A 13,866-nucleotide genomic window follows, 5' to 3' on the forward strand; every position below is an offset into this window, starting at 1 on the left:
TATAGGGCTGCACCCAGTCTTGAAGAGTGGGTGTGCTAGGTTTTAGACGTTCAAGCTTTTATTTAGCGTTGGGCGAGCGAAGGCGTGTTAGGGCAGTTAATGACCTGGGAGGTGGCCAACCATTCCTGGTCAGGGTAATAGGCAAAGACGTAGTGATCGCCTTTCAGGCTGTCAATCAAGGGATAGGTCACTTCTTCGCGAACCGCTGGGCAACCATGGCTGCGACCCAGCCGGCCAGTTTGATCAATAAAGGCTTCACTGACGTAGTCGGCGCCGTGAATCACGATGGCCCGTTCAAAGGCGTTATCATTAACGTTGGCTTCTAAGCCTTCAAGGCGCAGTGAATAGCCGTTGCGTCCGTAGTAGCTATTCATCGTTTTAAACAATCCAATGCTCGATTGGTGGCTGTTGGGGATATTGGAAAACGTTTCCGCCTCTGCGTCCCCAGAACCTTGCCCGTGGGATACCAGCTCTTGAAACATCAGTTCGTGCTGGGACAGGTCAAACACCCATAGACGGGGCTCGGTTGACGGTAGCGAGTAATCGATCACCGCTAAGCGCTCGGCGTTAGGGTCGCGACAGCTAAGCGCTTGAGCGGCAAGGCGCAGGGCCTCTGGGCTGGCGCTTGGGGCAAGTTGCAGCAGTTGGTGGTGTAACGGCATCACGCCGTTAGGTGGGGCGGCATCAACTTGGCTGAAAAAGGTGGCGGCGTGGAGTGGAAATGTGAAAAGCGTGGCAGGCAGACAAATAAGCCAGGCACGAAACGAAAAAAATGGCACCATTTAAGTCCATCCTGCAAAGTAGAAAGCGAGTAGAAAACGGTGAGGCAGTCGCTAACCGGCTATGATAACAAGAAAACACAGTATTATCGGGACGACCATAGTAACGCAAGGAGAGGTCAATGGACGAGCGGCAGCCATTAAGACGATGGGCGATAGGGGTGGCGCTTTGCCTGAGCGTAGGCGTGGTCGGCAGCAGTGGGGCAGACACATCACTACCGTTGCAAGAGGCGCTTCAGGCGCGTTTGGCAGCGAGTGACCAGCGGCTGCCGGTCGAGCGTTTCTATGAATATCGCGACCATCAACCAGTGTGGACCACTGCGCAGAGCGTAAAAGCGCTTATGGCAGGGCTCCGCGAGCTTGAGCGAGATGGCATAAACCCTGACAACTACGCGGTAGCATCGCTAATGGAAGCGTTTGAACGTAGCCAGTCAGCGGGCGTATCTGCCCAGGCTGCGTTTGAATTGCAGGCTAGCCAAGCACTATTGCAAGCGCTGGATCATTTAAACCGCGGTCAGGTGAACCCTCGCAAGCTAGCTGCTCAGTGGGATGCTGAACGCCCGTCGCGTGGCTATTCCATGGCGCGGGTTATGGAGGCCGTGAATCAGTTGGATATTGCGGCCGCGCTTGATCAGGCGCGGCCAGACTCGTCGGCGTACCGGCAGTTAAGAGCTGCTTTTGCCGACTTCCAGTCGCGTGCCTCGCAGTCGAGCGTTCCTTATCTGGACCGTCGCGACGAGTCGCTGCAGCTTGGTGATCAACATGATGATGTACTGACGCTTCGGCGGCGGTTAACGCGCTGGGGCGAGCCGCAGTTGTTAGCCGCCAATTCTCAAGCTTATCCCCAAATAGACGCCGAAGCCCCTGATCAGCGCCAGTTCGATGCTTCACTTGCCGCCGCCGTTAAACGTTTTCAGCGGCGCCATCTGCTCCAGGAGGATGGTGTGGTAGGTGAGCAAACGCGCCGCGCGCTTAACGTTCCGCTTTCATCACGTGTTGAGCAACTCAAGGTAAATCTTGAACGTGCCCGGTGGATGGGGGGGCGGCCGGATGATGCCCCTGGCGTATGGGTAGACTTGGCCGGCTACCGATTACATTACACTCGTCCTAACGGGGAACGCTGGCAGACGCGGGTGGTAGTGGGGTCGCCCCGGCGCGCAACACCGGTGATCCAGTCAGCGATTACCCATTTAACCTTAAATCCGAGTTGGACTATTCCGCCCACCATCTTGCGCGAAGATGTGCTGCCCCGTGTGCGTGAGGATGTTAATTATCTAGACGAGGAAAACATCCAGGTGATTGATTTTGACGGTAACCCTGTGGAGGCGGAGGATGTCGATTGGCAGCGCCCTGGAAGTGTCATGCTGCGCCAGGTGGCTGGTAACGCGAACCCGTTAGGTCGTGTTGTTGTGCGCTTCCCGAATAACCATATGATTTACCTGCATGACACGCCTGCTCAAGGGCTTTTTCAACGGTCTCAACGTGCGTTGAGTTCAGGGTGTGTCAGGGTGGAGGGTGTCACCCAGTTTGCCCAGTTGCTACTTCAGGATACCGGCAGTTCAGCACAGATAACGCGATTAATGGCTGGAAGCCAAAATGATCGACAGGTGTCGTTACCTCAACGCGTGCCAATTGCGCTGCACTATTTAACGGCCTGGCCTAACGCTGAAGGCGAGGTTGAGTTCCGGCCGGATATTTACGGACACGATGCGGATGTGCAATCGGCGCTTAGCCAGCCCTTGCGGCTATCGGGATAAACGGCATAGGAGGGGTTGGACCATAAAATAAAAAAGCGCCACACAGTGGCGCTTTTTGGCAATGAGCTAGCTGCTTATTCGTCGTTTTCCGGCGCATTATCAACCAAGCTGATGGTGCCTGTTTCTTCGCTATCCAGAGCGGCTATCATCGGCTCTGCCTGGCGTTGGAAGGCCACTAAAGTGTCGCCGTCTAAGCTAGTGTTTTCGGGCAGATCAACGGTCATCGCATTAACCGGTGAGTTGTCAACGATGACTTCGTAATGGAGGTGGGGGCCGGTACTGCGGCCGGTGTTGCCCGATAGTGCAATGCGCTCACCCATTTCGATTCGCTCGCCTTGGCTAACCAAGGGTTCGGACAGGTGCAGGTAGCGAGTGCGGTAGCCGTTGTCGTGACGAATTTCGATGTAGCGCCCGGCAGCATGGTGGTTACCGATGCGTTCAACGCGGCCAGTGGCTGGGGCCGTGATAGGCGTGCCAATTGGCATGGCAAAGTCGGTACCGTTATGAGGACTTGTTCGTCCGGTGACGGGGTGCTTGCGCTGTGGGTTGAAGTTTGAGCTTAAGCGGTAATTGCCTTCGAAGGGGCGGCGTGCGAACGCGGGGTCTAAGCTGCCGCCTTCCGGGGTATAAAAGTTATCATCTTTGGCGTTGCGGACCACTGTCAAATCCATGCGTTCGCCCTGGTATTTAACCGCTAGCACGCGCGAGTCAAGCGTTTCGCCTTCAATCATGTCGGACTCGACCAGTACCTGAAAATGATCGCCGCGACGGCTGTCGCGGCGAAAATCGAGTTTTTTCTCCAGCAGGCGCGTCAATTCCGTGACAGCTCCGCTATTAAGACCCGTTGACTGGGCAGAGCGGGCAAAACTACCGCTGACAGTACCAGCGTAAATGCGTTGAACGGGCTCGCCTTTACGCTCAATGCCGGTAATCGCGTACTCGTCCTCTTCGCGCTCTACCAGCACACCCTCTCGGGTGTTTTTCATCATGCGTAGCGACAGTAAACGACCCTCTTCGTCTAGCTGATAGTCAAAGCTGTGACCGGCACGCCAGTGAGTCAGCATTTCAGGGTCCGGCACGTTATCCAGTAGCCTGAGGACTTCTCTGTAACCCAGCCCTAATTGGTCTTGCGCCAGAATAGCAAATGTCTCACCGGATTCGACGATGTGGGTTTCCCACTCAGGCACATATGAGTCTTCAGCCGCGAGCTCTAAGTCAAGAAAGGACACATCACCGAAAAGGTCAGCACCGTAATCTTCATAGGACGTTGCGTCTGATTCGTCTGAAGAGGCCTCGGCAACCTGGGAGGCCGAGGTGCCGTCCACGTCCAGCATACCGTTGGTCAAAGTGCCAACTACAATGGCCATGTGCAATGCACCGTCATTTAAGCCCGTGCTTGATGCTGCATTCAGCACTTCAGAGGCGGGCGTTAGCACGTTCGCTGTTTGGGCATCAATATCAGCTTCTGCGCCCTCGATAACACCCAGGTCGACAATTTCGGTCGCCTTCAAATCGCTAAGTGGGATGTTCTCGCGGGTCGCGTCCAACGCGCGGGAGGCGCGGTCGATAGCGTCAGTAACGGGCGTGCGTTCTTTGTGTAAAGAGGGGACGCCGGGAGTAGAATCGCTTGGAAGGGGGACCAGAACGCTCTCCATTGGAGCGTCGGGTTGGTTCAGGTCGTGGTACGTCGTTAATAATTTTTGTGTGCCCAGCACCGTAACCATAGTGGCTACCGGTAACAATAACAATTTATGCGTGCGGGGCAGCGAATGAAGGATTCGCAACATGGGAAAATAGACCGCCGAGTTCGTGATTATAAAGTAACTAAAGCGAATAAACCCATAGACAATACCCCATCATAGCAGGGGTGCATAGACTGTATATCCATACATAAAGGGAACTTACGCCTGAATACGCAAGAACAATGCAGACCTTACTATTTTTGAACGCTGTTTGCTAATAAATGTAACGGTAGGCGATAGTCATCCTTGTAGAGCTTAGTGCTGACCCGAAGGCCATGTGCACTTCCATGTGTTTGGTTACTGAAATATAGACGCAGTTTGAGTTTTGTAAAGCGCTTATATAAGTCGTGTCTAACACTGCCTAGTGTAAACGATGCCGTGTGGGTGCTTACAAGGAGGCTAGGTATAACCAGAGAAGATTACCAGACAGAATAGTTCGTTCGGGGTACGGTAATCAATGCCATTTACTGGCATGCTAGGGGTGTTTTTTCGAAAGTTGAGCCGATTGTTTCGCTGTTTTGCGTCGAGGAAATCGAAATGTCTCGGGTAACACTTGCACAGTGGCAGATGCTCGCCGCCGTGGTTGACCATGGAGGGTTTGCTCGGGCCGCCGAGGCCGTACATAAAAGCCCGTCAACGCTAAACCATGCGGTACATAAATTAGAAGAGCAACTTGGGGTTCAGGTGTTGGAGCCTGTGGGCCGTCAAGTCCGCTTAACTGAAGCGGGGGAGTTGTTGCTGCGTCGAGCTCGGCAGCTAATTGAAAGCGCTGAGTCACTAGAGGATGTGGCCTCTCGACTGGCGGCTGGGCTAGAAGCGGAGGTGGTGCTTGCTATCGATCAGGTCTTTCCCGCCGCCGCTCAGGCGAAAGCACTGGAACGGTTTTCTGAAACCTATCCTCAGGTACGCGTACAGCTTTTTGAAAGCGTATTAAATGGCGGCATTGAGATGCTCTACGATGGCCGCGCCGATATGGTGATATCGGGTATCGAGGCTCAGGGGTTTCTTGGCGAACCGCTGGTAATGGTGAGATTTGTAGCGGTCGCCCATCCTGACCATGTGCTTCATCGTTTAGGACGGTCGTTGGATTTACGCGATCTGGCTCAGCATCGTCAACTAGTGGTGCGCGATTCTGCACTTCGCCAGTCCACCAATGCGGGCTGGCTTAAAGCCGAGCAGCGTTGGACGGTGAGCCACCTTAATACATCGCTCGATATGCTCAAACGCGGCCTGGGGTTTGCCTGGATGCCGGAAACGCGGATTGAAGAAGAATTGCGTGAAGGGCAGCTTAAGCCACTACCGCTCGCTGCGGGCAGTATTCGGGAAGTGCCTATTCAACTGATTTTTCGAGACCAGGATCGCGCGGGGCCAGCGGCCCATGCCATGGCCGCTGCGCTTCGCCAAGCCGTTGCTGAGTGCGTCCCGGAGGATTCGACTGTGTCGAATGAAAAGCGCTAAAACATCCGCTTGAGTCGCCTGGCCTCTGGCGTATGCTGATCCTACGCTAACGCTTTGAGGAGAGGCTTCATGGGCTTGTTGATTGAAGGTAAATGGCACGATCAGTGGTACGACACTAAGAAGCATGGCGGTGAATTTGTTCGCGAGTCAGCTCAGCTGCGCGACTGGGTGGGCGATAAACCCGGCGCTGAGGGGAGCAGTCATCCCGCCGAGCGTGATCGTTACCACCTCTATGTATCGCTTGCCTGCCCGTGGGCTCACCGGACGCTTATCATGCGAACGCTGAAGGGGCTTAAGTCGGTGATTGGCACTTCTCACGTCAGCCCGTTGATGCTCGACCAGGGGTGGACCTACCATCAAGATGAAGGGGCCAGCGGCGATCCTGTTAACGGGTTTGAGTTTCATCATCAGCTTTATACGATGACTGATCCCGACTATACAGGGCGGGTAACAGTCCCAGTGTTATGGGATAAGCAGCGTAACGCCATCGTCAATAACGAATCTGCCGATCTGGTGCGTATACTCAACGATGCCTTTGATGAGCTGACCGGCAATGATCTGGATTTCTATCCTGAAGATTTGCGCGACGTGATTGATGAGGTCAATGCCGACGTGTATGACCATATTAATAACGGCGTTTACAAGTCAGGTTTTGCCACCGAACAGCAGGTTTATGAAAAACACGTTCAAGCGCTTTTCGACGCTTTAGAGCGCATGGAAACCCGGTTGGGTGAACATCGTTATCTGGCGGGCGAGTGGTTTACCGAGGCAGATATTCGGTTGTTTACCACCTTGATACGTTTCGACGCTGTGTATTACGGGCACTTCAAATGCAACGTTAAGCGTATTAATGATTTTCCCAATCTGGCCAACTATGTGCGTGAGCTTTATCAATGGCCGGGCGTGGCAGACACAGTGAACATGGACCACATCAAACGCCATTATTACTACAGTCACGATACCATTAATCCCACGCGCATCGTCCCGGTTGGACCAGCGCTGGACTTTGGGCGACCCCATGATCGCGAGCGATTGCCAGGAAAAGGGATACGTCGTAAAACCTGATAGGTCGTTAGACACCAAAAAGCCACCTTAAAGGTGGCTTTTTGACGTTAGCCCTTAATGAGGTTAACGGTATCGGTACAACGTTTACTCTTCTTCGATATCATCGTCAGGGTCGACCGCATCTCGGGTAGACTGCCAAGCGCTTTCAACCCCTTCCTCGGTGCTTTCCCAAGCATCACGGGCATTTGCCTTGGTTTGTTCCCACCAGTCGCGGTCATAAGTGGGGAACGACTGTACTTCGTCTTCGGATGCATTAATGAGGACACGATGGTCCGTATCGTCACCGTCGGTATCGGTTTCTAGGCTGAAGTAATCCGTGTCGACGACAATTTCACGGCCGCCTAACCCCAGTACAGAACCGCTTTCAACCACCAGAGCGCTGACCTTCATGTCTTCATTCAACAGGATGTCGTCAACGTCGCCAATTTCTTCATTGGTGTCACCTTCAAGATAAACCTCTGCATCCATAAGGTCATCGGCGGAATACATGCCTTGGGGCTCATCCGATGCGTTGGCATTAAAGGCGACGCCGCTGAGCAGGGCGGCACTGACGGCGGTAGAAATAATTGATTTACGCATAGCGTCTCTCCTTGTGGCTACGATACTCAATACCTGATCTGTATCACCCTTCAGCATCGCTGAATGGGTAATAGGAAGTATTGAGGAGAAATAGGATATGGTGCTTACATGAGCTGAACGGCTATAGAGAGCTTGCCCATTCGTCAGCTTTGCGCTCGGCTTCATCCTTTGCCAAGCCATATTTTTGCTGCAGCTTACCCACTAGTTGCTCGCGTTTACCGTCGATTTGATCCAACTCATCGTCAGTAAGCTCACCCCAGCTGGCGCGTGCTTTGCCTTTCATTTCGGTCCATCTGCCTTCGACTTGATCCCAGTTCATCGGATCCTCCTTGAGGTGCCATGAAATTGATAAGGCACCCTTCAGGCTAGACCATATATGGCATGGTGCAAGCTAAGCGCCTCAAAAATTTGCGCTGAAATAACTGGTCAGGCACCTATAGCAGTGTTAGGATGCGCGCTCCTCGCATGTGTTGACCCCTCCATCAAGACGATAAGCGTTTGCCTGCTGAGTGGTTTTTTTAGAAATAGCCCTCAACGAAGCAACGTTTGCTGGAACATCTCTCTAATGCAGATGTTCATTGCTGTGAAGATGGCGCGCCTCCAGCATTTCACCAAACGGGTGAAATCGGCGCAGTAAGGTCGCCACGGCGGATTGAATCGCCACCAAGGTGATCAATCCGGATGCTAGGTGCGACCGGCGTCTCCGACTCCACTGATGACGATATCCGCTATGCGGAGCCATGTTCTTTGATGCTGCCTTGCAGTGCACATCATTAACTGAGTCAGAGACGCTTACGATGTTTTTTGCCGGAAAACCCGGCCTACCAAGGTGTGATTAATGACCTCGACTTCTGTCGCCTCGCCGAGCTTCGGCGATCTGGCTCTTTTGCCTGCCGTTCTGTCTGCTGTTGAATCACAGGGCTACCTAGTTCCCTCGCCGATTCAGGCGCAAACTATCCCTGCGCTGCTTGAAGGCCGCGATATGCTGGGCCAAGCCCAGACGGGTACCGGCAAAACCGCAGCGTTTGCATTACCGTTACTGTCACGTTTAGAACTCACTCGCCGCGAGCCGCAAGTATTGGTAATGGCGCCAACCCGCGAGTTGGCCCAGCAAGTAGCTGCCTCGTTTAGTAAGTATGGCCAAAATCTCAAAGGTCTCGAAGTTGCCATCCTATGTGGCGGCCAAGAGTACCGTGAACAGTTAGGCGCCCTGAAGCGCGGTGCCCAAGTGATTGTCGGCACCCCCGGCCGGATTATCGATCACCTTGATCGCGGCAGCTTGAAGCTTGACGGCCTTTCTGCGTTGGTGCTGGACGAAGCCGACGAAATGTTGCGCATGGGCTTTATCGACGACGTAAAACGCGTGGTTGCCGATACCCCAAAAGATGCTCAGCGTGTGTTTTTCTCAGCAACGCTGCCGACCGAAATCGAGCGCATTGTTAATCGCTACTTGGTTGACCCGGTAAAAGTGGCGATTGAGTCTGGCACCACCACTGGCGAAAACATTGAACAGCGCATCGTGCGTGTTGACGGTGGTGCCAAGCTTGAAGCCCTGGCACGTATTCTCGAAGTTGAGCCGGTCGATGGTGCTATCGTCTTTGTACGTACCCGTGCGGCCTGCACCACCTTGGTTGAGCAGCTAACCGCCCGCGGTGTTAACGCTGCAGGTTTGTCAGGTGATCTCGATCAGAGCCTTCGCGAACGGACAATTACGCGCTTGAAGCGTGGCAAGGTCGATGTGCTGATCGCCACTGACGTTGCGGCGCGCGGACTTGACGTGTCGCGTATCACCCACGTTATTAATTACGATCTGCCCCAGGATGCGGAGGCCTATACCCACCGTATCGGCCGTACCGGCCGTGCCGGACGTAGCGGAATCGCGATTACCTTTGCCGGTTTCCGTGAAGGCCGCAAAGTAGGTTGGATGGAGCAGGCGACCGGTCATAAAATGACCGAAATGCCACTGCCCGACGAAGCCGCTATTCGTGCTCACCGTGACGACGTCTTCCATCATCGTGTCATTGCTTCCTTGACCAAGGGCGCAGAAGAGCAGCGTGCTTTGATTGAGCGCCTTGTTGAAGAAGGTCACGACCCTATTGAGTTGGCCTGCGCCTTTTCCGCTATGGCCCGCGCTGACGAAGCACCAATCGGTCGCCTGCAGGCGCCGCGCAAAGAGAAGCCTTCGCGTGATGGCGCGCAAGGCGGTAAGCCAGGGGCTCGCCGTGAGCGGTCAAGCACGCCTAGCGAGGGCATGACCCGTTATCGCGTCTCCGTTGGCCATAAAGATGGCGTTAAGCCTGGCCAGCTAGTCGGCGCATTGGCTAACGAGGGTGGAATTGAAGGCGCACGTATCGGCCGTATCGATATCCGCAACGCCTTCTCGGTGGTTGAGCTGCCTAGTGGTTTGCCGTCCACCATTTTGACTAAAATGGCCCGTGCCCGTGTTGCTGGTCGTCCGCTGGAAATCAGTGAAGACAGCGCGCCTGAGCGTGCTCCGCGCCGTCGTCGTGATGAGGGTGATGCGCCGATTCGTCGCCGCGAACGCGCCTAAGGATTAATCAGCTGCCGCTAAGCGGCCACTGAGAAAATCTCAACGCCCCCGTGCCTTTTCAGGTGCGGGGGCGTTTTTTTGCTACGTTAGTCACTGGCGTTTGTTTATTTCCAGGGAGGAAAAAATGTCGACATCACTACATCAATGGAACCTAGCGCCCACAGAGGCGATAGCGCTGCAAACAAAGCTGGCAAAGCAATTAGTGCTTACCGACCGTATCGACCCGGTACGCCATATTGCCGGGGTCGATATTGGCTTTGAAGAAGGGGGTGCGATAACCCGGGCCGCGGTGGTGGTTTTGCAATGGGACCCCCATGCTGCACCAGACTTACCCATAGTAGAGCAAGTGGTTCACCGTGAACCCACCCGCATGCCGTATATTCCCGGGCTGCTATCTTTCCGTGAAATACCCGCCGCGCTAGGGGCATTTGCGAAATTGAACACCATGCCTGAATTGGTGATGGTCGATGGCCAGGGCATTGCCCATCCTCGCCGATTAGGCGTTGCCGCGCATTTGGGGTTATGGCTGGGTCTGCCGACCATAGGCATTGCCAAATCCTGGCTATATGGGACGCATGCAGAGGTAGGTGAGCAGCGTGGCGACTGGGTGCCATTAACTGCCGGTAACGAGATAATTGGCGCGGTACTCAGGTCGCGGGCAAAGGTGAAACCAGTGTTTGTTTCGCCTGGTCATCGTCTTTGCCTCGAAACGTCTCTGGAATGGGTTTTACGTTGCTTAGGGCGTACCAAGCTTCCCGAGCCGACTCGCTTGGCAGACCGATTGGCCTCGCGGCGCGACGAAAAGCGCCTGCCCGCTAGCTAATGGCACACTAGATAAACGCCATAAAGCGACGCAGCAGGCTCGAGGCCTCAGGGGTATCTTGAACGGCGCTGAGAAGAGCGTCGGGGTCTTCGCCTTGATCGCGCAGCGCTGCTCGCTGGCGTTCGAGGTAGGCGCGCATGACCGGGGCGGTAAATTCAGGGTGATACTGCACGCTCCATTGGCGTGGTCCATAGCGCAGCGCTTGGTGAGCATCGTGGCTGTTATGTGCCAGTACCGTTGTGTTGGGCGGCAGTTGCATGACCGACTGGGCATGGGTGAGGTGGGCCGGGAAACACTCGGGCAACTGGCTGAATAAGGGGTCTTGCTGGCCTGCCTGGGTGAGCCTTACCGAATGGGTGCCTGACTCCCGACCGGCGGGATGGAAGTCGCTAATGCCGTCAAAAGCGGCGGCCATTAGCTGGTGGCCGTAACACACGCCAAGCATCGGCACGTTTTCCACTAGCGCCTGCTTGAGCCAGGGTTTTAGCGCTTCACTCCACGGTGGCGCTTCGCTGACCATGCTGTGCGAGCCAGTAATGACGAGGCCTGCAAGTGATGATGGCGACACAGCGGGCACCTGGTCCCGCGCATCCCACACAGTTAACGTTATTGCAGCAGGTAGCGCCTCACGCAGCTGTTGTATAAAGAGCTGCTCGAAATCACCGTGCTGTTCAACCACTTCCGGGAACGCATCACCGGTTTTAATAATCACTAAAGCAGGCATTAATGACTCTCATGTTAGCGCAGCGTAAACGTGAAAAGCGCTATGCAGGGGGATCGCAAAGCGGAAACCGTAGCCTATCGGGGGAAATCCCATGTAAGGTGCAGTAGTAGTCCCATATTACGTTTAGGAGCCTGATATGCAACAGATAACCCGCGCGGGTGAGCCGATGGATGTCGCTGGTAGTTTGCCAGCCGCTGGGCAAGTAGCGCCTGCCATGACGCTCACTAACGGTGATCTAAAGGATGTTACTCTGGACAACTACTCGGGGAAGCGCAAAGTACTCAACATTATTCCCAGCGTCGATACCCCGACCTGTGCCATGTCGACCCGTCAGTTTAACGAGCTGGCTTCCAAGCTTGATAACACCGTGGTGTTAGTGGTGTCCGCCGACCTTCCTTTTGCCGCCAAGCGTTTTTGCGGTGCGGAAGGGTTGGACGAGGTTGAAACCCTATCCACCTTCCGCCATCGCGAGTTTCAAGAAGCGTGGGGTGTGGCGCTGTGCAATAGTGCGATGGAAGGCTTGTGCGCCCGTGCTGTGGTGGTGCTGGATGCCGATAACCGCGTGTTGCATAGTGAACTGGTCAGTGAGCTGAAAAACGAGCCGGATTATGACGCCGCTCTGGCGGTTCTCAACGCGTAGTGCCCGCTTGATGGCGCTCCGCCGCCGCCACCAACGCACGGATTAAGCGCTGTTGGGGGCGGTTGAAGATGAGCCATTCTGGATGCCACTGCACGCCAATCAGAAAATCGTGATCCCGAGACTCAATACCCTGGACCAGGCCATCGCGGTCGCGGGCGACAATGTCGATCCCTTGGCCCGCCTGGTTGACAGCTTGATGGTGGAGGCTATTGACGCGGCACCAAGTGACACCTAACAAGCGATGAAGCTGGCTGGCACCCACAATATCCACCGTTTTACGCGGTAGGACAGTGCGTCGACGCTTCAAGCCTTCGTGGGTGGTATAAATATCCGGGTCCAGGGTGCCACCTAAATGCACGTTTATCAGTTGAGCACCACGACAAATGCCCAACACCGGCGTATGCAACGGGATGAAATATTCTAGCAACGTGAGTTCTAGTTCATCCCGGGCAGGATCGAGGCGCACGTCAAGCTGTACTTCCCCCCCATACAGAGAGGCTTGAATATCGTCACCCCCGCCGATAATCAGCCCGTCTAAGTGGTCGGGCATGCGTCGAGAGGGTGATAATCGCAGCGGTCGGCCACCGTGGCGCCAAACCGCAAACCAGTCAAACCACCAGGCAAGCTGGCTTTTTGCATCGGAAGTGGTGATGCCAATTAACGGGCGAACCATGCAGCGGCACTCTTAAAGAAGGTGAAAATATCAGCGTTTCGTTGAAGCGAGGCTGCCCCACCAGTGTTTAACGCGGCTTGCCAGGCGAGTGATCAAAGGCCGGTTATGCTTGGCAATGTAGTCTTCGCAGCGGCTGGCAAGCGTTTCTCGAGAGGCGGCCAGGCGCTCCACCGCCACCCAGCGATTCCATTCCTTGGCGGCCCCCCAATGAGGCTCCGAGAGCTGCGCGTTGGGTAGCCGGTAGTGGAAAGTCGGTCGCGGCTTGATCAATTCGGTATGCAGCAGTTTATGAGGGTGGCTGGGGCGCAGATAAGCAAACAGCGGTAGTAGATCCAGTTCCCGGTTGCGGGTGGGATTGTAATGAAGATAGTCGTCAATCAGCGTATCGATATCCGGCGTGTACTGGCTGCTCAAGACTTTAAACGCATACTCTTTTGGGAAAGGGTTGGCGTGAGGCAGCACCTCGCGTGTGATGTCCACTTTAATCTCATCGCGAAGCCAGCTTGCCAAGAGCAGGTAAGCGCGCAGCATGGCCAGTAAGTAATCTACATCGCTACGTTCAATTTCGAGATTTAGATGCAGCCCAAATCCGTATAGCAGGCTGGCATCCGTGCCCTTGGCACCATGGGCACGAAGTGCTTCAAACAATGCATCTAAATCTTCCAGCTCATTCCACGGAACCGGTGGGCAAACGATTTCAGTGGGGACCAGGCCCGTCACCATATCGCCAATCAGTGCGCGGGTTTTACGGTGGAATTCGAGACGATGTTGGTGCTGCTGACGTGCCCATTCGCCGTCCTGCTCGTGACTCTCTTCCAGTAGCGCCTTATCAGGGTGGGCATACTGGGTATCCAGTTCAATGCCAAATTTACCCCAGCGTGTGCCTTCCACGAGTAGCCGATGAGGACTGACCACGTTAAGCTCGCCACCAAACAGCTCGCGTACAATCTGGGCTGTGTCGCGGGGTGGTAAACCGGCGAACTCGATTTCGACACCGATATGGCGAGTTTGACCCTTAGCATTCTGTCCGTTAGGTGGCGCATCTAACGTCATCTCGGCATCCCGTGAGGTGAAC

At 54.8% G+C, this 13,866-nt stretch carries 13 protein-coding genes; 6 read left to right on the forward strand and 7 right to left on the reverse strand.

The features are described from left to right. Positions 1 to 62: 62 nt before the first annotated feature. Positions 63 to 782, reverse strand: a complete 720-nt coding sequence (locus tag GA0071314_RS05070; RefSeq protein ID WP_074395637.1) for a murein L,D-transpeptidase catalytic domain family protein — start codon at positions 780 to 782, stop codon at positions 63 to 65. Positions 783 to 901: 119 nt separating this feature from the next. On the opposite strand from GA0071314_RS05070, the gene GA0071314_RS05075 reads away from it, so the two are divergent. Beyond that, positions 902 to 2,536 (forward strand): L,D-transpeptidase family protein, encoded by a 1,635-nt coding sequence (locus GA0071314_RS05075; protein ID WP_074395638.1) that lies wholly within the window; start codon positions 902 to 904, stop codon positions 2,534 to 2,536. 74 nt (positions 2,537 to 2,610) lie between these two features. Here GA0071314_RS05075 and GA0071314_RS05080 read toward each other — a convergent pair whose 3' ends face one another. Continuing rightward, positions 2,611 to 4,323, reverse strand: a complete 1,713-nt coding sequence (locus GA0071314_RS05080; protein WP_074395639.1) for a peptidoglycan DD-metalloendopeptidase family protein — start codon at positions 4,321 to 4,323, stop codon at positions 2,611 to 2,613. Between the two features lie 492 nt (positions 4,324 to 4,815). On the opposite strand from GA0071314_RS05080, the gene GA0071314_RS05085 reads away from it, so the two are divergent. Then, complete coding sequence (locus GA0071314_RS05085) at positions 4,816 to 5,736, forward strand: LysR family transcriptional regulator (protein ID WP_074395640.1); 921 nt, start codon at positions 4,816 to 4,818, stop codon at positions 5,734 to 5,736. 69 nt (positions 5,737 to 5,805) lie between these two features. Continuing rightward, a complete protein-coding gene (locus GA0071314_RS05090; RefSeq protein ID WP_074395641.1) occupies positions 5,806 to 6,801 on the forward strand; it encodes a glutathione S-transferase family protein in 996 nt (331 codons plus the stop codon). A gap of 84 nt (positions 6,802 to 6,885) precedes the next feature. On the opposite strand, the gene GA0071314_RS05095 is transcribed toward GA0071314_RS05090, so the two are convergent. Both GA0071314_RS05095 and GA0071314_RS05100 read right to left on the reverse strand, forming a co-directional pair. After that, positions 6,886 to 7,380 (reverse strand): PRC-barrel domain-containing protein, encoded by a 495-nt coding sequence (locus GA0071314_RS05095; RefSeq protein WP_074395642.1) that lies wholly within the window; start codon positions 7,378 to 7,380, stop codon positions 6,886 to 6,888. Between the two features lie 121 nt (positions 7,381 to 7,501). Beyond that, positions 7,502 to 7,699, reverse strand: coding sequence for a CsbD family protein (locus tag GA0071314_RS05100; protein WP_074395643.1), 198 nt, complete (start codon positions 7,697 to 7,699; stop codon positions 7,502 to 7,504). A 519-nt stretch (positions 7,700 to 8,218) separates the two neighbouring features. Between GA0071314_RS05100 and GA0071314_RS05110 the strand changes: the two genes are divergently transcribed. Together GA0071314_RS05110 and nfi are read left to right on the forward strand one after the other, a co-directional pair. After that, positions 8,219 to 9,931, forward strand: a complete 1,713-nt coding sequence (locus GA0071314_RS05110) for a DEAD/DEAH box helicase (RefSeq protein WP_074395644.1) — start codon at positions 8,219 to 8,221, stop codon at positions 9,929 to 9,931. 124 nt (positions 9,932 to 10,055) lie between these two features. Beyond that, on the forward strand, positions 10,056 to 10,754 hold the full coding sequence (nfi, locus tag GA0071314_RS05115; RefSeq protein ID WP_074395645.1) for a deoxyribonuclease V: 699 nt from the start codon (positions 10,056 to 10,058) through the stop codon (positions 10,752 to 10,754). 7 nt (positions 10,755 to 10,761) lie between these two features. On the opposite strand, the gene GA0071314_RS05120 is transcribed toward nfi, so the two are convergent. Then, positions 10,762 to 11,478 carry a glutamine amidotransferase gene (locus GA0071314_RS05120; protein WP_074395646.1) on the reverse strand — a complete coding sequence of 239 codons (717 nt, stop codon included), beginning with the start codon at positions 11,476 to 11,478 and terminating at the stop codon, positions 10,762 to 10,764. A 136-nt stretch (positions 11,479 to 11,614) separates the two neighbouring features. Here GA0071314_RS05120 and tpx point away from each other — a divergent pair, with 136 nt between their 5' ends. Beyond that, positions 11,615 to 12,118, forward strand: a complete 504-nt coding sequence (gene tpx, locus GA0071314_RS05125; protein ID WP_074395647.1) for a thiol peroxidase — start codon at positions 11,615 to 11,617, stop codon at positions 12,116 to 12,118. Here the strand turns inward: tpx and GA0071314_RS05130 are convergent. Together GA0071314_RS05130 and GA0071314_RS05135 are read right to left on the reverse strand one after the other, a co-directional pair. Continuing rightward, the gene (locus tag GA0071314_RS05130; RefSeq protein ID WP_074395648.1) at positions 12,108 to 12,791 is read right to left on the reverse strand and encodes a gamma-glutamyl-gamma-aminobutyrate hydrolase family protein; all 684 of its coding nucleotides are present in this window, start codon (positions 12,789 to 12,791) and stop codon (positions 12,108 to 12,110) included. The two genes, tpx and GA0071314_RS05130, sit on opposite strands and share 11 nt — an antisense overlap. A 30-nt stretch (positions 12,792 to 12,821) precedes the next feature. After that, on the reverse strand, positions 12,822 to 13,844 hold the full coding sequence (locus tag GA0071314_RS05135) for an amidoligase family protein (protein WP_074395649.1): 1,023 nt from the start codon (positions 13,842 to 13,844) through the stop codon (positions 12,822 to 12,824). Positions 13,845 to 13,866 lie beyond the last annotated feature (22 nt).

It is taken from the genome of Halomonas sp. HL-93, from assembly GCF_900086985.1.
In the GTDB taxonomy this organism is placed as follows: Bacteria; Pseudomonadota; Gammaproteobacteria; order Pseudomonadales; family Halomonadaceae; genus Vreelandella.

Bases quoted from the DNA above. Each gene is read 5' to 3' on its own strand.
- GA0071314_RS05100 (WP_074395643.1), bottom strand. From the start codon at position 7,699: ATGAACTGGGATCAAGTCGAAGGCAGATGGACCGAAATGAAAGGCAAA.
- GA0071314_RS05110 (WP_074395644.1), top strand. From the start codon at position 8,219: ATGACCTCGACTTCTGTCGCCTCGCCGAGCTTCGGCGATCTGGCTCTT.
- nfi (WP_074395645.1), top strand. From the start codon at position 10,056: ATGTCGACATCACTACATCAATGGAACCTAGCGCCCACAGAGGCGATA.
- GA0071314_RS05080 (WP_074395639.1), bottom strand. From the start codon at position 4,323: ATGTTGCGAATCCTTCATTCGCTGCCCCGCACGCATAAATTGTTATTG.
- GA0071314_RS05095 (WP_074395642.1), bottom strand. From the start codon at position 7,380: ATGCGTAAATCAATTATTTCTACCGCCGTCAGTGCCGCCCTGCTCAGC.
- GA0071314_RS05135 (WP_074395649.1), bottom strand. From the start codon at position 13,844: ATGACGTTAGATGCGCCACCTAACGGACAGAATGCTAAGGGTCAAACT.
- GA0071314_RS05130 (WP_074395648.1), bottom strand. From the start codon at position 12,791: ATGGTTCGCCCGTTAATTGGCATCACCACTTCCGATGCAAAAAGCCAG.
- GA0071314_RS05075 (WP_074395638.1), top strand. From the start codon at position 902: ATGGACGAGCGGCAGCCATTAAGACGATGGGCGATAGGGGTGGCGCTT.
- GA0071314_RS05070 (WP_074395637.1), bottom strand. From the start codon at position 782: ATGGTGCCATTTTTTTCGTTTCGTGCCTGGCTTATTTGTCTGCCTGCC.
- GA0071314_RS05090 (WP_074395641.1), top strand. From the start codon at position 5,806: ATGGGCTTGTTGATTGAAGGTAAATGGCACGATCAGTGGTACGACACT.
- GA0071314_RS05085 (WP_074395640.1), top strand. From the start codon at position 4,816: ATGTCTCGGGTAACACTTGCACAGTGGCAGATGCTCGCCGCCGTGGTT.
- tpx (WP_074395647.1), top strand. From the start codon at position 11,615: ATGCAACAGATAACCCGCGCGGGTGAGCCGATGGATGTCGCTGGTAGT.
- GA0071314_RS05120 (WP_074395646.1), bottom strand. From the start codon at position 11,478: ATGCCTGCTTTAGTGATTATTAAAACCGGTGATGCGTTCCCGGAAGTG.